The organism is Paenibacillus sp. J2R1T-4 (genome assembly GCF_059692235.1).
Genome location: NZ_JCAUBA010000010.1, coordinates 141127 through 156860, shown reverse-complemented (window position 1 = coordinate 156860; position 15734 = coordinate 141127). Strand labels below are relative to the sequence as shown.

At 43.1% G+C, this 15734-nt stretch carries 22 protein-coding genes; 7 read left to right on the top strand and 15 right to left on the bottom strand.

The genetic code is table 11. The features are described from left to right. Positions 1 to 66: 66 nt before the first annotated feature. From AC58QD_RS18050 to AC58QD_RS18040, 3 genes are all read right to left on the bottom strand, one after another. Positions 67 to 495, bottom strand: a complete 429-nt coding sequence (locus AC58QD_RS18050) for a VOC family protein (protein ID WP_497335734.1) — start codon at positions 493 to 495, stop codon at positions 67 to 69. A gap of 139 nt (positions 496 to 634) precedes the next feature. Then, on the bottom strand, positions 635 to 958 hold the full coding sequence (locus tag AC58QD_RS18045; RefSeq protein WP_497335732.1) for a TfoX/Sxy family protein: 324 nt from the start codon (positions 956 to 958) through the stop codon (positions 635 to 637). A 32-nt stretch (positions 959 to 990) separates the two neighbouring features. Further along, a complete protein-coding gene (locus tag AC58QD_RS18040; protein ID WP_497335730.1) occupies positions 991 to 1785 on the bottom strand; it encodes an SRPBCC domain-containing protein in 795 nt (264 codons plus the stop codon). A gap of 293 nt (positions 1786 to 2078) precedes the next feature. On the opposite strand from AC58QD_RS18040, the gene AC58QD_RS18035 reads away from it, so the two are divergent. The 3 genes from AC58QD_RS18035 to AC58QD_RS18025 are packed head-to-tail and all read left to right on the top strand — an operon-like array spanning position 2079 to position 3068. Further along, a complete protein-coding gene (locus tag AC58QD_RS18035) occupies positions 2079 to 2633 on the top strand; it encodes an NUDIX hydrolase (RefSeq protein ID WP_497335728.1) in 555 nt (184 codons plus the stop codon). A 49-nt stretch (positions 2634 to 2682) separates the two neighbouring features. Continuing rightward, complete coding sequence (locus AC58QD_RS18030) at positions 2683 to 2940, top strand: EamA family transporter (protein WP_497335886.1); 258 nt, start codon at positions 2683 to 2685, stop codon at positions 2938 to 2940. Continuing rightward, a complete protein-coding gene (locus tag AC58QD_RS18025; protein ID WP_497335726.1) occupies positions 2937 to 3068 on the top strand; it encodes a hypothetical protein in 132 nt (43 codons plus the stop codon). Before AC58QD_RS18030 ends, AC58QD_RS18025 begins: the two co-directional genes overlap by 4 nt. Positions 3069 to 3080: 12 nt before the next feature. Here AC58QD_RS18025 and AC58QD_RS18020 read toward each other — a convergent pair whose 3' ends face one another. The 8 genes from AC58QD_RS18020 to sda form a co-directional block, all read right to left on the bottom strand. Beyond that, positions 3081 to 5804, bottom strand: coding sequence for an alpha-L-rhamnosidase (locus AC58QD_RS18020; protein WP_497335724.1), 2724 nt, complete (start codon positions 5802 to 5804; stop codon positions 3081 to 3083). Between the two features lie 218 nt (positions 5805 to 6022). Beyond that, positions 6023 to 7150 (bottom strand): hypothetical protein, encoded by a 1128-nt coding sequence (locus AC58QD_RS18015; RefSeq protein WP_497335722.1) that lies wholly within the window; start codon positions 7148 to 7150, stop codon positions 6023 to 6025. Positions 7151 to 7398: 248 nt separating this feature from the next. Then, complete coding sequence (locus tag AC58QD_RS18010) at positions 7399 to 7512, bottom strand: AgrD family cyclic lactone autoinducer peptide (RefSeq protein ID WP_497335884.1); 114 nt, start codon at positions 7510 to 7512, stop codon at positions 7399 to 7401. A gap of 17 nt (positions 7513 to 7529) precedes the next feature. Further along, on the bottom strand, positions 7530 to 8051 hold the full coding sequence (locus AC58QD_RS18005) for an accessory gene regulator ArgB-like protein (protein ID WP_497335720.1): 522 nt from the start codon (positions 8049 to 8051) through the stop codon (positions 7530 to 7532). Next, positions 8044 to 8697: a hypothetical protein gene (locus tag AC58QD_RS18000; protein ID WP_497335718.1), complete on the bottom strand. Its 654-nt coding sequence runs from the start codon at positions 8695 to 8697 to the stop codon at positions 8044 to 8046. Before AC58QD_RS18000 ends, AC58QD_RS18005 begins: the two co-directional genes overlap by 8 nt. 181 nt (positions 8698 to 8878) lie before the next feature. Then, a complete protein-coding gene (locus tag AC58QD_RS17995) occupies positions 8879 to 9937 on the bottom strand; it encodes a CotH kinase family protein (protein WP_497335716.1) in 1059 nt (352 codons plus the stop codon). A 70-nt stretch (positions 9938 to 10007) separates the two neighbouring features. Continuing rightward, positions 10008 to 10292: a hypothetical protein gene (locus AC58QD_RS17990; RefSeq protein ID WP_497335714.1), complete on the bottom strand. Its 285-nt coding sequence runs from the start codon at positions 10290 to 10292 to the stop codon at positions 10008 to 10010. A gap of 111 nt (positions 10293 to 10403) precedes the next feature. After that, entirely contained in the window at positions 10404 to 10556 is a 153-nt protein-coding gene (sda, locus tag AC58QD_RS17985; RefSeq protein ID WP_497335712.1) for a sporulation histidine kinase inhibitor Sda, read from the bottom strand. Positions 10557 to 10814: 258 nt separating this feature from the next. Between sda and AC58QD_RS17980 the strand changes: the two genes are divergently transcribed. Both AC58QD_RS17980 and AC58QD_RS17975 read left to right on the top strand, forming a co-directional pair. Then, positions 10815 to 11468: a response regulator transcription factor gene (locus AC58QD_RS17980; RefSeq protein WP_497335710.1), complete on the top strand. Its 654-nt coding sequence runs from the start codon at positions 10815 to 10817 to the stop codon at positions 11466 to 11468. Next, the gene (locus AC58QD_RS17975; protein ID WP_497335708.1) at positions 11468 to 12394 is read left to right on the top strand and encodes a polyprenyl synthetase family protein; all 927 of its coding nucleotides are present in this window, start codon (positions 11468 to 11470) and stop codon (positions 12392 to 12394) included. The genes AC58QD_RS17980 and AC58QD_RS17975 overlap by 1 nt, the downstream gene beginning before the upstream one ends. A 6-nt stretch (positions 12395 to 12400) precedes the next feature. Here the strand turns inward: AC58QD_RS17975 and AC58QD_RS17970 are convergent, their stop codons facing one another. Continuing rightward, positions 12401 to 13375, bottom strand: a complete 975-nt coding sequence (locus AC58QD_RS17970) for a CobW family GTP-binding protein (RefSeq protein WP_497335706.1) — start codon at positions 13373 to 13375, stop codon at positions 12401 to 12403. 87 nt (positions 13376 to 13462) lie between these two features. Here AC58QD_RS17970 and AC58QD_RS17965 point away from each other — a divergent pair, with 87 nt between their 5' ends. Further along, the gene (locus tag AC58QD_RS17965) at positions 13463 to 13639 is read left to right on the top strand and encodes a hypothetical protein (RefSeq protein WP_497335704.1); all 177 of its coding nucleotides are present in this window, start codon (positions 13463 to 13465) and stop codon (positions 13637 to 13639) included. A gap of 48 nt (positions 13640 to 13687) precedes the next feature. Here the strand turns inward: AC58QD_RS17965 and nrdR are convergent, their stop codons facing one another. Next, positions 13688 to 14167, bottom strand: a complete 480-nt coding sequence (nrdR, locus tag AC58QD_RS17960; protein WP_497335702.1) for a transcriptional regulator NrdR — start codon at positions 14165 to 14167, stop codon at positions 13688 to 13690. A gap of 108 nt (positions 14168 to 14275) precedes the next feature. Here nrdR and AC58QD_RS17955 point away from each other — a divergent pair, with 108 nt between their 5' ends. Continuing rightward, positions 14276 to 14485, top strand: coding sequence for an alpha/beta-type small acid-soluble spore protein (locus AC58QD_RS17955; protein WP_497335700.1), 210 nt, complete (start codon positions 14276 to 14278; stop codon positions 14483 to 14485). 64 nt (positions 14486 to 14549) lie between these two features. On the opposite strand, the gene AC58QD_RS17950 is transcribed toward AC58QD_RS17955, so the two are convergent. Both AC58QD_RS17950 and coaE read right to left on the bottom strand, forming a co-directional pair. Further along, positions 14550 to 15140 (bottom strand): lytic transglycosylase domain-containing protein, encoded by a 591-nt coding sequence (locus AC58QD_RS17950; protein WP_497335698.1) that lies wholly within the window; start codon positions 15138 to 15140, stop codon positions 14550 to 14552. After that, entirely contained in the window at positions 15137 to 15733 is a 597-nt protein-coding gene (gene coaE, locus AC58QD_RS17945; protein WP_497335696.1) for a dephospho-CoA kinase, read from the bottom strand. Before coaE ends, AC58QD_RS17950 begins: the two co-directional genes overlap by 4 nt. Between the last annotated feature and the right edge of the window lies 1 nt (position 15734).

The window sequence follows — 15734 nt, the reverse complement described above, 5'->3', positions numbered from 1 at the left end:
TATGGGCAAATTTCGGGATTGAATCGTCGTGCCAAGCACCAAACGGAGCAGCATGGTAACGATCATTTATTGCTGTTGGCCTTCTGTGTATATTTGGAAGGTTACACCGAACTTGTCAACTACAATAGCGTACGCTGGGCTAAAAAAAGTTTCTTGCATCGGCATGTTAACAATACCGCCTTGCTGCAAGCCATCATAAATTTGTTGAGACCTTTCCTTGTCTTTCGTTGAAATGCAAATGGTCACTTGATTGCCACTTTGAAATGGTGTGCCTGGAAAATTATCCGAAAACATAAGATCCGTTTCCCCAACTTTAAGCATTGCATGTCCAATTCGGTTCTTAGCTTCTTCCGGTAAAGGAAATTCAGGGTTTTCCGGCATCTCTCCGAAAGTTTGGCTAAAAAGAACTTGGGCATCCAATGTTTTTACGTAAAAATCAATAGCTTCCTTAGCATTTCCGTCCATCATTAAATAGGGGGATAAGCGTAATGTCATAATTAACAGCTCCCTTGTTTCTAAATTATTGTTAATAAATCGCTTGTGTCGTGCTTCGATGCGTACTTGTTACTGAAATCAATCCTGACTTTTATAATACCCATACTCCGATTATAAGTTATAGAACATACGTTTGCAATCATTGCTCGTTAAGGCTTTTGACATAATTCATCGCTTTAAAGGATAGATCTTCCCAACTCTCCGAATGACTCGCTGGCACTTCAACCCAACCATTCATTTTACGTCCAGGCATGGGTTCGAAGTTACGGACTCCCTCCAACACGAACATGCTTTCATAGAGCGAAGGAGAGATCTTGAAGACCATCTTCTCATTATGAAGCATGGCAAAAGCTTTTCCGTTAGTCTTTAGGCATTTCGCGCCGAACATAGATCCTTTGGCGACATTATCCGTGTGTTTCATATGATCCGCTATTTCAGTAAATTTATCCAAAGCTTCGGTCATTATTAATCCCCTTACCTTCTTTAATATACTTATTAATTTTGACCTTCTACATATTGTTTCAAAAGATTACCGAGCAGTTGCTTCCAGCCTTGTGCATGATTTTCTTTCCAATCGGGATCGATCAAACCGGATGCCGTATGCGATAGTTTCAAAATCGTCGTACCTTCCCGTTCTTCCAAAAAGTAAGTGTAACAGCTGTTTACCGCGCCCCTCATACCAAGGTGACCGTGTAGACGAATCTCTTCCGGGAACTTGATATAATAGATGGTCCCCCACACGGCGCCTTCATGGTCTCCCCATGTTTCGAGAAATTGTCCGTTGACTTTGGGCTCGAAAGAAAATTGCGAGCTCTCTCCACCCAGACGGAACGCCCACCACTTGCCGATATCCTGAGTTAATGCTTGGAATACCTTCTCTCGTGAAGCTTTTATCGTCACTTCCTGTTCAATTTGAAAAAAACTATGCTCAAGTTGCGTATCTTTCATATTGTTATGTTCCTCCCTCTCATTCTCGATGAAGTTCTTCAAATCCATTAATGATTCAGCGAATGTCGCTTCGTATCGGCTGACCCATCTATTCATCAATTGTTGCAAAGGAACCGGGTTTAAGAAGTTTAATCTGGAACGTCCTTGCCGCCGAACCAGTATCAAGTTGGATTGCACTAGAATTTCCAAATGTTTCATAATCGCAAAACGTGTCACAGTTTGGAATTGTTCAACCAATTGTCCTGTTGTTTGTGGACCGTTCTTCAAGATGTCTAACATATTTCTGCGGATCGGATGACCCAACGCTTTAAATACATCGGTAAGTTCATCTGCATCGCTCATAGCGCGTGAATCACGTCTCCTTTCTATTCTGTCTCCTATCACCTCATTATGTTACTAAATAGTCACATTTAATTTGTGACCTAATAGTAACATATCAGATGAAGCATAATCAACAGTGGTTCATATTCAAATATTTCCTGAGCCCGCAGCAACCCAGTATGTATAATAGCTCCATTTTGATTTATGTATTTTACGAATAAAGGGAAATTCCGGAAAATGTCGAATTGTACAGCTCATTAACATGTAGGATGAGATACTACTATGCACTACTATGGCACTCGGAGGTAATTGGGATGGAGTATTTTGATGTATATGATAGAAATGGCAATCAAACAGGAGATGTTGTTGAGAGAAAGGAAGCACATACAAATGGAATTTGCCACAAAGTGATTCATGTATGGGTAATCAATTCTAAGGATGAACTGCTTCTACAAAAAAGAAGTAAGAACAAGGACTTGAATCCTGATATGTGGTATGTATCTCTTGGTGGTCATATACAGAGCGGTGAGGATAATAAGCAAACAATAATAAGAGAATTTAGCGAAGAACTTGGATTAGATGTATCTTTACAGATTAATGATGTCAGTTACTTGTATACTTTCAAGGAACTTATAATAGCAAATGATGGAGCTTTTATTGATCATTCTTTTTATGATGTCTATATTCTAAGAATGGATTTGAATTTAGAGGAATTAATACTTCAGGATGATGAAGTGCAGGAAGTGAAATTCCTTAAATATGATGATTTTAAGCTGGCTGTACAAAACCGCGATAAAGATTTATGGGTACATGAAGAAGGATTTTCTCTGCTGTTCCATCATTGGGATAAACATAATTTCAAAGATTAGTTATTTGATTACTTAAAGTAAGGGGCGTATGATAGTACCTTAGAGTTTTATATTTAATAAAGGAGAACTAAGGGACATCATAAGAGAATTATCACGCTCCAAGACAATTGGTCTTATTACATTTTTAGTTTTTGTATGGGGGATTTCCTGGCCTATTTACAAAATTGCTTTAGCCTACACACCTCCTCTTTTGTTCGCTGGTATGCGCACATTATTAGGAGGTTTTCTGTTAGCTTTTCTAAATGTAGCTAAGTGGAAACAGATTCGTTGGAGGGAAAATTGGCTGATATATGTGGAGGTTCGATGAGTGAACGTCGGGAAGTCGTGGATATGTGTATGCTGATTTTCTATATACCCGCAAAAGGGAAGCTCGGAATATGGGAGTATACTGAGGAATTAGCTGTCAAAGGATACTTATCCTTGACAGCTTTTTAGGATAAGAATATGTCAATTCTTGTGGATCATAAACTGGTACTCGCCAGAGCCTACATACAAGTAGATAGCATCCGAGGTACGTTGCTCGATTGTCACCCCTATCGCTGTCTCGATCCCTCTGCCGCTCTCTTCAACATGCTCACTGAGTCGGGCGGGAAGACGGACGGTCGCGGTCGTGCCTGCAGGGATGCCCACATCAATGAACAGTCGGTTATCCTCCAGCCGCCAATTGCAAGTGATCGGCCCTTGGATCGACTCGTAGCGGCAGTTGACATAGGCCAGTCCGCCGCCGATCCGAGGATGAATGCGGATGTGCTTGTAGCCTGGCACTTCGTCGTCCAGATCGATCCCGCCCACGAACCGGTAGATCCATTCTCCAACCGAACCAAGCGCGTAATGATTGAAGGAGTTCATTCCCGGCCGCTGAAAGCCTTTCTCCTCCGTCCAACCGTCCCACCTTTCCCAGATAGTAGTTGCGCCTTGGAGAACGGAATAGAACCAGGAGGGATAGCCCGTCTGTGTGAGTAGGCGGTAAGCGATATCCTCATGTCCGGACTCGACCAACACCGTAAGCAGCCACCGGGTTCCGTGAATGCCTGTGGAGAGGTGCCAGTCGCGTTGTTCGAGTAATTGCAGGATGCGGCTGACGGCGAATGAACGCTTACCTTCAGGAAGCAGCTCCATGGCTAGCGCCATCGTGTAGACCGCCTGGGTATCGCCCTTGATCTTTCCTTCTGCATCCACGTAGGCCGTGTTGAAAGCAGCCTTGATGTCGGCTAGCAGCAGCTCATACCGGGCAGCATCCTCACTCTTGCCGATTACCGTCGCCATTCGAGCTAATAGTCCTGTGGAATACGCATAATAGGCCGTGGCGAATACGTCATACGGCGTAGTGGAAAATGGCGACACGTTCGTGAAGTCGCCTAATCCCGATGACTCCGAAATGGAGAGCCAATCTCCAAACTGCGGCAAATCTTCACGTAGATGCCCGGGATGCATGTCCCCCAGAAAACGTATCCACTTGGTCATCGCCTCGTAGTGCCGCTCAATAATTCCCTTATCTCCATACACCCGGTACATCATCCAAGGAATAATGACACCGGCATCCCCCCAACCTGCGGAGGCTGTATGATCATAAGTCATGTCCCCACCATGCTCCGTCTTTCCCCCCGGAATGAATGGAGCGAAGTCCGTAAAGGCTCCCGTAGGACGCTGCGCATCGGACAGATCAGTCAACCATTTGGTAAAGAACGGGGCGACATTCTGGAAATAACTCGATGTTCGGAAAAACACTTGAGCGTCTCCGCTCCATCCAAGACGTTCGTCCCTTTGCGGACAATCGGTGGGGACACTTACGAAATTCCCACGCTGCGTCCATTCGATGTTGTCTAACAGCCGGTTGAGAAGCGGACTCGACGTTTCCATCTGACCCGCTTTGTCCAACGCGGAATGGTACACAACACCTGTGAGATCTGACGCTTGCAGCTCACCGGGATATCCGGAAATCTCCACATATCGGAAGCCGTGCAGAGTAAAGCTTGGCTCATATACCTCTACACCGCTGCCGTTCAGCGTGTAGATATCCGTCTGTCGTGTCAATCGCAAGTTATCCGTATACAACGCCTTCGTCTCATCCAGCGCTTCACCGTGACGAAGCGTTATGACGGTTCCAGCTTCACCTTGCAGGCGAATGCGAATTCGGCCTACCATGTTCTGCCCCATATCCACAAGCCAGACACCGCTCAGGTGACGCGTGATGGATTGTGGCGCCAATTCCATCATGGCTTGGACGGGGGGACAGCTGTCGGATACGATATAACCTTTATACTCATAGAATACGTTCGCCATAGACCAACCACTGTCATCGAATCCCGAAGTCTTCCAGCCCGGCATTTCCAACCGGGCATCATACGTTTCGCCCATGTGATAATCGGTAGCGAGCAGCGGACCAAATGATACCTTCCATGAGGGATTAGTGACAATCGATTGCTGCGACCCATCCTCGTACTCAATGTTCAACTGAACGAGGATGCGCGGGTCCTTGCCATACCGATGATAGCCGAACATGCCGATATAGCCCGAATACCATCCGTGACCGAGCAGGATGCTTATGGCATTATCTCCCCCATTCAGCTCTCCAGTCACATCATACATCTGTGCAGGGACTCGGATATTGTACTCCGTCCAGTCCGGCACCAGCCGGTCGCCGCCAATTCGGTTACCATTCATGTACAACTCATAAGCGCCAAGAGCAGCACAATGAAGTGTTGCTCTAAGGATGCGCCGTTGTGTATAGAATGTGCTTCGCAAGTATACGGCTGGCTTAGGCTCAGCATGTGTGGGGGCATGGTTCGATTTCAACCCAATCCACTTGCCTTCCCACTCCCTGCGAGACAGTAGTCCCATCGACCAACTCGCCGGCTCGCTCCAGACGGATCGGGTACCATTTTCGTCCCAGACCATCACTTTCCATATATAGGTTTGGCCAGATAAAAGCTCTGCGCCAGCATACCGAATATGTTGGGACTGCACGGATTCGACTCTCCCCGAATCCCAAGCGTCGCCAATATCGCGAATGAGCCCCTCTAAGCTAGTCGCAACGAGCACTCGGTAAGCACTCTGCCCGACTCCTCTCCGGTCCGAATTCAGCACCCAACTCAATTCAGGTTGCTTGCCAACTAAACCAGTCGGATTGTGCATGTAGTTCGTTAGCAACCGATGGATATGTACACTCATCTTCTGTTCCTCCTTAAAGAACGTCTCCCTGTGTTGACCATCTCACTGGGTTGAATAGTACCAAGATCCCTTCTAATGTAAACTACATTGTAAGCGGTTAACATTCTGAATTTTTACCTTTTTATTAGATTTCTTTACATTCTCAAAAGCTTACACTTTCCAAATAAGCACAAAAAAGTGGAGCATCTCCAATCATCCGTGGAGATCTCCATCCAAGCTCAATAAAACTTACTCCAATCAACATGATATAGCCTGTCAATCGGATATGTTGTCGTAGAACGATAGGCTGCTGCTCCGGATTCAAACAAAACGGTAAGCGTATGTTGTCTCTCGACCACCCCTTCTGCCAGCGGCGGAGCGACCACATTCGCCTTCAGACTGAACCTATCCAAGAACCATGACGGCACGGTAATCCCGTTCACTGTTGAATAGTAGTGGGGAGATTGGCTTAATACATCCTCGAAGAACAGTAATCTGGAGTCCACGGTTCGACCATACGAGCGGCTCAAGACGATACTGTTATCATATAGAATTGCCGCTCCTTGCAATTTATCAGGTATGGACACAATATAGTCTGGGGTGACGGCAGTAGAATCATCGTTTTTTGTACCGGATGGCAACCTTCCAGTTGCATCAAGTGCAAACCCCACCATCCATGCGTGATTGGTGGTTCCGGCGCGAGTCACTTTATAATGCGATACGTCTGTTACAAAACGAGAATAATTATGATGCTCCCCGATCCACAAAATACCGTTCGCATAAGTTGTAAAAGATGAGCGCACCCCCGTCCGAAATCGATCCTCTATATAGACCCGATTGTTAAAATCCATCTCTTGAATACTATGCAGAGGGATGCGGTTCACATAAGCACCTGATACAACCCACACGTCCGTTGGAGTAACTGCAATCCCACCTGCATGTCCCAAATATGGAGTACCGTCCGAGTTATAGATCGACATCGATTTCACAAAAGTACCCGTTGCAGCATCGACCACAGTAATCATAGCTGCTTTGTTTTTACGGTAAGAAGATATCAGAAACCAGTCCTGAGTACTATCATAGGTTATTCCTTGTGGAATCAAGTCCTGAGCAAGACCAGGAATGACTGGGCCCCTCTTGCTTGCTCCGAAGAATGTATTATACCTAACAGGTTGTGATCTCGGGAGCAAAACGGACTGTTGGGTTATATTCTCAATTAAAGCCGCTGTTCTCATGTCCATTGGCGATGACAGGGCTTGAAATTTATCGTTCGCTTGAACGTTGAACGGAGGCTTAATAATGATTGCTGCTCCTGCAAATAGCATACTAAACAAAACAATGAGTCTAAAGCGCCTTCTCACTGTCATAAGGATTCAACCAGCTCCTTGCAGCAAATGATATTGTAATTCTTCTTAGTTGTAAGCGCTTTAGTAATTTGCGACAAAGGAGCTACTTTTATGTATGTATATGTCCAAAATGTGCGGCGGTATTATTACTCGTTCGTAGTGAGACTCGCTAAAGGGAAGTTTAAGTGTTCGTTATTCAATCTAGGATCAAAGAAAAAAAGGTAGAAGCTCAGCGCCTCTATCCTTGTTGGTTCATTTTTAAATGAATATTATTTTCTAAGAAGTTCTTGTGGTACTTTTGGGTTATGTACCCATAATGGGCAAGCAACACTAACAAATGCTACAGCGACTACAGACAAAACTGAGGACGAGTATTTAGCCATTAATTTTTTCAATGTTTTCACCTCCTTTTTTGAAAATTAATTAGTGTAAGCGATTGTACAAAAAATCCAAATGATAGAACGGGAATCGTGAAAATAAAGTTGCTAGATACTAGCAATAAACCAAATACTTTTAAATGAGGGTAGTATTTTGGCGGAATTCTTGTTTGTCCCTCAATATTTGCAGGTGCAAAAATCAGAATTAGAATTAAGCTAATAACTTGGAAAATAAACATCATTTGATATGTAATGGGTATTTGTGGAAATAGACTTGCCATACAAGTGGATACAATTGTACATTTAACTGAAGAATCAAGATGGAATCCACCAGTGGCACTTCTTAATATAATAAAAGCAAGTGAGAACAAAATGGTTTCTATTAACTTACCAGTAAATAATCCAACAGATAGGGCAATAATTATTGTTATTGATGTATTAATTAACAATATTAGTGCATATCGCATTACATCTATACTAGCCGTCTTTTCTGGATTAGCGTTCTTAATGCTTGTAGCTATCCTTCCAGCAATTGAATCAATCATTACTGTATTCCTTTCTAATTGAAAGATAGATAATTACAATAAATATTGCAATTAGTACCCCTGTCATTAATAATAATAAGGGTTTATTTTCAAGTTCAATTAAAACTGATATAGCTATTGTGCCAAGAATAATAAAATAAAGAAAAATTTTATTGAGCCCTTTATAAGCAACAAATGCACGTTGTCCATGAGGGACGTATGCAAATCCAAAATTTTTCTTTTTTATCAGAAATGTAATGGTGAAAGCTAGTAGGCAAGAAATGATTTGGATCAGATAACCACCCCAAGTGTTTGGTTGAGTTTCACCAAATGTTACAACTCCTGAAAAACTCAGAATAACTAAAGTGATGGTTTGAATTATTCCATATGCTAAAAAGCCTGTTACAGACATGATCCCTGAGTAAAAAACTTGTACCTGAAAGATGTAATACAAGAATGCAAAAATTAGAATTATATGCACAATTGGGCCTAAAAAATCTTGATCGAAACCATATCTTAAGGAATAGGAAACGAATGATAAAACTCCACATATAAATAAGACACTATTATGGTAAAACTTGTATTCAAATCTAAACAATGCAAACATTATAGCAAATATAGCCAGGTATTCCATAGAAGAGAATAAAACAAACAACAAAAAATCCATTAGACTCAATACCCCTTTATAATAGGAAAAATTCTACTACTATAAATATACCACTTTTAGCACTATTGACAATACAATTCTTCTAGCCTAGCAAGATAATTGCTAGTTCTTGACATCCTATGTAACAAAAACAGCCAATAAGGCCCGAAACCTTATGGAATCTAGGACTTCGGGCCCAAAATTACACTTTTATCCCAATTGCGTCGTTTATGATTTCCCTCCTTTCTTGAATGTACGTCCTAATAAACTTGGGTTCATTTCGGAACAAAGAATAGGACCATTTGCGTTCCTTGTCTTTATAAATATAAGGAGCAATACGTTCCACCATTTCCTCTATTACTGGGTCTAGCTTTCTCAGTGTGAATGTAGAATCTAGGTGGGTACTGAGGATTTCCTTATAGCGCGAATGAGCTCTAGGAATGGCTAACAATTTTCGAGTTAACTGATTATAGCCTCGGACCCGTACTAAATCGCTTCCACAAGTATTACCATAACAGTTCCTTCCCCAAGTACCTTCGTAGTCCCAAGGAACCATTCGGTAACAGCCTTTCAATTTATGCCTATAGATTGCGTAATTCTGATCAAATCCGTCATAATTCCCAGTAAATACGGCTCCAGCCAGCCAGTGCAAGTAATTGTTAACATCTAGTTTACTGTACAGGAATGGCTCCAGCTTGGAGGAGGGCAGCTTATTCAAATTGGAGATAAATGTCTGCAAGTTTCTTCGCTCCAAGTCCCCCCCAATAATAAGCTCATATCCTGCCGTCATGGACTTTTTGACACTATGCGTATCGGGATCCATTCGACTGAAATTAGCCTTGTCGTTCACTGCATACAGAAGTGCCCGTACTGGAATATGCCTACGCAGGAAGAACCGCGAGTTAACCGCTTCAATCTCAAGATAGACCCCTATGTTTCTACCGTTAAGCCTCACTAAACAATGATTCGTCTTAGGACTAGGTACACCAATCCATTCAAAAAAACGGAAAGACAAGGCATTGCGGATCATCGAGGGGTCATCATATTCAGCATTAAGATGAATCGTCTTGCCTTTTCTTATAATATCATACGATTTCTTAGGATAATCTCGTGTATGTCCGCCACGATAACGAAGCTTGATTGGTTCCCTGACACCGCCGACGATCATAAAGGCAGCCACGAATTTATTATTCCACACATTGTGTTCCAACTGCCTAAGTTCATCCTCTTCAATAACAATTTGTCGAACAGGCAGATCCATTACGACCCTCCCCCTTCCTCCGTTAGATACAAAAAAGCCTATCTAGGTTAGATAGGCTTAATAACATGCTTTACTCTATGCCGTCACATTCGCAATCGCCACGGCTCTTGTCACGCCGTCTTCCAAGACTGCGATCCGGATTAATGCCATTACTTCTGCGGCGGCAAATTATCGAGCCGAATGGAGGGAAGGGAGGGAAACAAACCGACCCTATGCCTCGCACACCGCGACTGCGATCAACACGACTGCGATCACCGCGACTGCGATTAACACGACTGCGATGACTTTTACTGCGATTCCCTCTACTGAAATGGCCTCCAAGATTACGTGTTCTTACAACTCTACGAATAGACATATGAAACTACCTCCTAGTTTGAGATAGTACATAGTATGAGAGTTACTATAAAAAGGACACAGTTACTAGTATAGTAAACTGTCCATTTATGAAATTAAGAGAGTGGAAGGTTTATAACCACATCAGGTTCTTATACTCGTTATTGACTTTAAGTTTGCGCTTCTCTATTTCGGAGTATAGCAAGTGAATAAAATCAGCTTCAAGCTCCATTTCAACGGCCTGCAAATACACATCAATTAAGTGATCGTCTCTGAGTTTGTTCATGTTACTTCCCTTCTAATTCTGTAATTGCTTCCCATCTCTTACTACTATAATAGTACTAGTTGCAATCAAACTCAGCACATTCCTACTGCAACACCGTGCATTCTTATTTACAATAATTTGCATTATATCCTGCATTAAGATGTAAAACGGAGAGCTTATGCAGAAGCTTGCCCCCAATATACAATTTCACTATCATTTGATAAGATTATGAAAGATTAAGAGCCCTAACCCATTCCTGTCTAAGAGGTGATGTCTGTTGTGAGCAAGTTAATGAAGGTGCTTGTAGTGGATGACCACCCTTTATTTGCCCAAGCCACGAAACAATTATTGGAGCAAATTGAACGAATTGAGGTAGTTGGAGTTGTAGGAAATGCCCACCAATGCATGAATGCCATACATACGCACGATCTTGATATTATCTTCCTTGATTACCAATTGCCCGATCAATTCGGGACAGAACTCGCAGCGACGATCAAGGAAAACTTCCCGCACATCCACATCGTAATTTTTACTGGTAAAGACATTAGTGATCTCATGAATAATTTTCTGGAGCTTCAAGTTAGCGGCATTCTGTCCAAAGAATCAAGTGAAAGCACGATTATTCAATTAGTGCATTGCATCATGAACAATCATACGATGATCCCCCTGTCTCTCTTTCACCAGCTTAGACGTGTCACCCGAAGATTGGATGTTGAGTCCATTCTAACTCCTGATGAAGTACAAATTATGGTTTTGCTTGTCAGAGGTGAAACCCACGAACAAATCGCCGCGTTTATCCGCATTAGCAAAAGGTCCGTCGACAATTATTTGAAGAAAATATATCAAAAGCTCAATGTCCAATCCCGCATTCAAGCCATTGAGAAGTTCATACAAAGTGATTACTATGTACATTCAATTAAAGGGGAATCATAATGAATGCGGAAACTTTGCTAGAATTGAACCGAATAGCCGATCGGTATACATCAGGCAGCACTCTTAACGCCCTACTTAAACTTTTTTTTCAGCGCAAAATCGTAGAGCAATCTATCTGGGCCGAGCTTACGACGGTAACGCATCGTATGTTCATGGGTTCTTCCCCGAATATCACTCGAATTGCTGCCGTGACAGAGATGTTATTACTCGCATTGGACGTTGTGGATGATCTGCAGGACGGAGATAATCCCGATGTCCCTTGGATGCAAAGCGATCCTCGTTACGCCCTGAACGCTGTGTTGTCCCTTATTTTCGCAACGCTTGGAGAACTTGGCTCCCTTGTACAACACGAAAGCGAGCCAATAGCACTTCTGAAGATTAGCAATCTGTTGTCTGCCTCTGTTCTTGGTCAACATCTCGATCTAAGCAATTCGATCCAATCCGAGCAAGATTATATGACTATGATTCGAGAGAAATCAGGTTCACTTCTAAGACTTTCATGTTTTATTGGCTATTCAACTGCTGGGGTTCAAGACAAGGCAACATCCGAAGTAATGGACGAGTTGGCCGATACGATTGGAATTATATGTCAGATCAGAAATGATATACAAGATGTAAAAAATTGGGAAACGAAAAGTGATTTATTGCAGAAGAAAAAAACATTACCGGTGTTGTATATGTTAGCCGATGAGGGAGAAGGATTTGCACCCCTTCAGAATTATTACGAGGGAAAAATCAGTCAAGCTGAGTTTCTGAATCACAAAGAAGCATGCATGGAATATATAGAACGATGCGGCTGCATAGAGTACGCCTTAATTATTATGACCCTGTTCAAGAACAGGGCCGATCAATTACTAGAGCTCCTGGACGTTGACTCTGAGTGGAAGATAGTCTTTCGCAAGCTGACTCTCGGTTCATCCTCTTGAAGACTCTTACAACAATTCCTCCAGATTCCGCTTTACTACTTCCGCATCAAAATGTTCTCCGATAAACACTGCCACATCAGGAACTTCTTTCTGAGGCATAATCTTCATGAAATCCAGTTGACGGTAAGCATATTGGAACATGAATCTTGAATTGGTATCGGTAAATGTTAGTATTCCTTTGGCTCGATACACTTCTGCAGGCATCGTTTGCATGAATTGTTCGAAGCGTTCACTATCTACTGGCTTATCCATATAGTGAGTGAATACCATTACATGGTTATGTGAAGGGTGAAAAGGAAATAGCGGCTTGGGCCCTTCAACATCCGGCACATTGTTTTTTTGCTCTGACCTGCTAGGACGGCTGCTCAAGCTCCATACCAGATTCCATTCCAACTCACATTTTACGGTCTGTACGATCTGCGCTCGTTCGTTCCATTCCTGGATAAGAGTAAGCAGTGATTGTGCTTGCTCCGATGAAACTAGATCCATCTTATTCAATACAATGAGGGATGCGGCGCGCAGCTGTTCCTTCATTAATCGATATGTCTGACCTTTTGCCGTCTCATTTTGTTCCAGCAGGTGGGCAGCATCCATGACGGTTACGATGCCTTTAACATCCATTCTTACTAACAATGAAGCTTCTGTAACTCCATCGAGAAGCTCCATCGGATTAGCTACCCCTGAGCACTCCACGAATATTACATCTGGTTGGTGTTCCTCCGCCAGTCTAAGAATCTCCATGCTCAAATCTCCGCTGACCGTGCAGCATATGCAGCCGCTTAACATTTCCTTCATCGGAATATCGGCTTCAACCTCTAGTCCATCCAGATTGACATCGCCAATCTCGTTCATTAGGACAGCCGCTTTCATCCCTTGCTGCTTGGCTTGCTCAAGCAAATGAAGAAGAAGGGTTGTTTTCCCGCTTCCTAGAAAACCTGCCAATATATAGACCGGAATTAAGTTATTGTGCTTGTTGTCCATTATATGCATCCTTACCTTTCGTAACGTATCCGTATAGTCGTTCCTGAATCATGGGATTCTAATCAGCGAAGGAGGTGGCACCCTAAGATGGATCCAGAAGAAATCAAAGCAATGGAACCGAAATACACGGGTAACACCAGACATTTGACAGAAGGCGAAGCTGCTGCCATCAAGAATAACGATCCCACATACGATGATAATGAGGATAGCTTGCTTGAGGACATACCAGCAGTCGCCCTTATGGGCGCAAATCGCCCGCAGTAAACAACAGGAAACAAGAACCTTATCCGTCAGGATGGGTCCTTGTTTCTTTTAAGGTTTGGGTACTCCGTCCGAATTATGCTTCCCTAGCAGTTGCGTTAGCTCCTTCATAAACATGTTGATGTCTTTGAATTGACGATAGACGGAAGCAAACCGGACAAAAGCCACTTCGTCAACAGGATGCAGTTGCTCCATAACGAGCTCGCCTATCTCGCGGCTTGCTACTTCTGCATGAGCTTGACTGCGTAATTCTTTCTCTACCTCTGATACGATATACTCTAATTGTTCCATAGAAACAGGACGTTTCTCGCACGCTCGTATGAGCCCTCGCAACATCTTGTCCCGGCTGAACTCTTCTCTGCTTCCGTCTTTTTTGATTACGATTAGCGGAGTTTCCTCAATCATCTCGAAGGTAGTGAACCTTCTCAAGCATCGATCACATTCTCTTCGTCTGCGAATGGATTTGTTCTCATTGGCAGGTCTAGAATCCAGCACCTTTGTGCCTGCATTGTCGCAAAATGGGCATTTCATCCGTCTTCCCTCCTTCTATTGGTGCTCGCATTATTTTCCAAGTATTCTCTGAATGATTTATTTTCACACGAGCATAATACATTTACGAACGACAAGGAGGTGAACATAATGGCATCAAGAAACTCTCTTGTAGTCCCACAGGCAAATCAAGCTTTGGACCAACTGAAGTACGAGGTTGCCCAGGAGCTGGGTATCTCCATTCCGCAAGACGGATACTATGGAAATATGGCTACTCGTGACGCAGGTTCAATAGGTGGAAGTATAACTCGCCGTTTGGTACAAATCGCTGAGCAAACGTTAGCAGGTTCCTCTTACTAATCACAAAAATCACAATTTATGGAAGTGTCGGATTGCTCTAATACGGAGCTTGTCCGGCACTATATTAACGTTCTGAAGAAAGCGCAAGACCTAACTCTTCCTGATAAAGATTCGAATACTTATTGTGATAGTATATCACTCGTTGGATATAGTGACGAGTCTCCCCAAAAGGAATCTGATCGATATTCTTGAGCGTACCGTCCCAAGTGTTATTTTGCAACCATTTACGAACATTGCCTGGGCCAGCGTTGTAAGCTCCTAACATAGCAATGCGGTTGCCATTGAACTGATTAGAGAGGGAATTTAAGTACCAAGCCCCGACCTCTATATTAACATCCGGTCTCTCCAGTGCATTCAACGTTCGATCCGAATAATCCGCTTTGTCTACAATCCATTGAGCAGTATCCGGCATGAGCTGCATAAGTCCAATCGCCCCTTTTCGAGACGTCTTATCTGGATTGTAGTTCGTCTCAACCCGAATGATCGCTGCAATAAGAAAGGGGTCCACACTATAATTTTGAGCGCTAATCTTTATATCGTCTTTATAATAAATCGGGTACATCCATGTTCCCAGAAGCTTCGTATTATAGAACAGAAACACAACAAAAAGTAACAGCAACAAAGCAAATATACGTTTTTTTCGAAAAAACTTCATCCCAATCCCTTTCTGTACCAGAATGCTTCAACCTGTTTTTCGGTCTCTTCTAACGTTCCGCTATTATCAATAATAATGTCAGCCAACAGCTTCTTGTCCTCAATCGGCATTTGTGAACATAACCGCAGTTCCGCTTGCTCTTGAGTAAGGGAATCACGCTTCATTAATCGCTCCAACTGTAAAGCTGCAGGGATATAGACTAATAGCACTTCCGAAAACATATAAGAAAGCTGTGATTCAAACAAAAGAGGAACATCAACGACAACAAGCTTGTCCGGTTCAGCAAGCTCCAAAGCCGCCATTTGCTCTCGCATTGAAGCACGAATGGGTGGATGGAGAATGGCCTCTAAATCCTTACGTGCTGAAGTCTGATTGAAAATCATCTCACCTAGTCGTTTGCGATTCAAGCTTCCATCCGGTAATAATACATCTACCCCAAATCTCTCAGCTACTTGCTTAAGAACAGGGGTGCCCGGGAGTACTACTTCCCGAGCAATTTGATCGGCGTCTATAAGATATGCGCCTCGGCGCACCAGCATCGCAGCTACTGTGCTTTTCCCGCATGCGATTCCTCCGGTTAATCCAATATTCAAC

Excerpts from the sequence above, each read along its gene's own strand:
- sda (WP_497335712.1), bottom strand. The coding sequence starts at position 10,556 with ATGAACAAACTCAGAGACGATCACTTAATTGATGTGTATTTGCAGGCC.
- AC58QD_RS18015 (WP_497335722.1), bottom strand. The coding sequence starts at position 7,150 with ATGACAGTGAGAAGGCGCTTTAGACTCATTGTTTTGTTTAGTATGCTA.
- AC58QD_RS18035 (WP_497335728.1), top strand. The coding sequence starts at position 2,079 with ATGGAGTATTTTGATGTATATGATAGAAATGGCAATCAAACAGGAGAT.
- AC58QD_RS18050 (WP_497335734.1), bottom strand. The coding sequence starts at position 495 with ATGACATTACGCTTATCCCCCTATTTAATGATGGACGGAAATGCTAAG.
- AC58QD_RS18045 (WP_497335732.1), bottom strand. The coding sequence starts at position 958 with ATGACCGAAGCTTTGGATAAATTTACTGAAATAGCGGATCATATGAAA.
- AC58QD_RS18010 (WP_497335884.1), bottom strand. The coding sequence starts at position 7,512 with ATGGCTAAATACTCGTCCTCAGTTTTGTCTGTAGTCGCTGTAGCATTT.
- AC58QD_RS18000 (WP_497335718.1), bottom strand. The coding sequence starts at position 8,697 with ATGGATTTTTTGTTGTTTGTTTTATTCTCTTCTATGGAATACCTGGCT.
- AC58QD_RS17995 (WP_497335716.1), bottom strand. The coding sequence starts at position 9,937 with ATGGATCTGCCTGTTCGACAAATTGTTATTGAAGAGGATGAACTTAGG.
- AC58QD_RS17955 (WP_497335700.1), top strand. The coding sequence starts at position 14,276 with ATGGCATCAAGAAACTCTCTTGTAGTCCCACAGGCAAATCAAGCTTTG.
- AC58QD_RS18020 (WP_497335724.1), bottom strand. The coding sequence starts at position 5,804 with ATGAGTGTACATATCCATCGGTTGCTAACGAACTACATGCACAATCCG.
- AC58QD_RS17990 (WP_497335714.1), bottom strand. The coding sequence starts at position 10,292 with ATGTCTATTCGTAGAGTTGTAAGAACACGTAATCTTGGAGGCCATTTC.
- AC58QD_RS18025 (WP_497335726.1), top strand. The coding sequence starts at position 2,937 with ATGAGTGAACGTCGGGAAGTCGTGGATATGTGTATGCTGATTTTCTAT.
- AC58QD_RS17975 (WP_497335708.1), top strand. The coding sequence starts at position 11,468 with ATGAATGCGGAAACTTTGCTAGAATTGAACCGAATAGCCGATCGGTAT.
- AC58QD_RS17950 (WP_497335698.1), bottom strand. The coding sequence starts at position 15,140 with ATGAAGTTTTTTCGAAAAAAACGTATATTTGCTTTGTTGCTGTTACTT.
- AC58QD_RS17970 (WP_497335706.1), bottom strand. The coding sequence starts at position 13,375 with ATGGACAACAAGCACAATAACTTAATTCCGGTCTATATATTGGCAGGT.
- AC58QD_RS17965 (WP_497335704.1), top strand. The coding sequence starts at position 13,463 with ATGGATCCAGAAGAAATCAAAGCAATGGAACCGAAATACACGGGTAAC.
- AC58QD_RS18040 (WP_497335730.1), bottom strand. The coding sequence starts at position 1,785 with ATGAGCGATGCAGATGAACTTACCGATGTATTTAAAGCGTTGGGTCAT.
- AC58QD_RS18005 (WP_497335720.1), bottom strand. The coding sequence starts at position 8,051 with ATGATTGATTCAATTGCTGGAAGGATAGCTACAAGCATTAAGAACGCT.
- nrdR (WP_497335702.1), bottom strand. The coding sequence starts at position 14,167 with ATGAAATGCCCATTTTGCGACAATGCAGGCACAAAGGTGCTGGATTCT.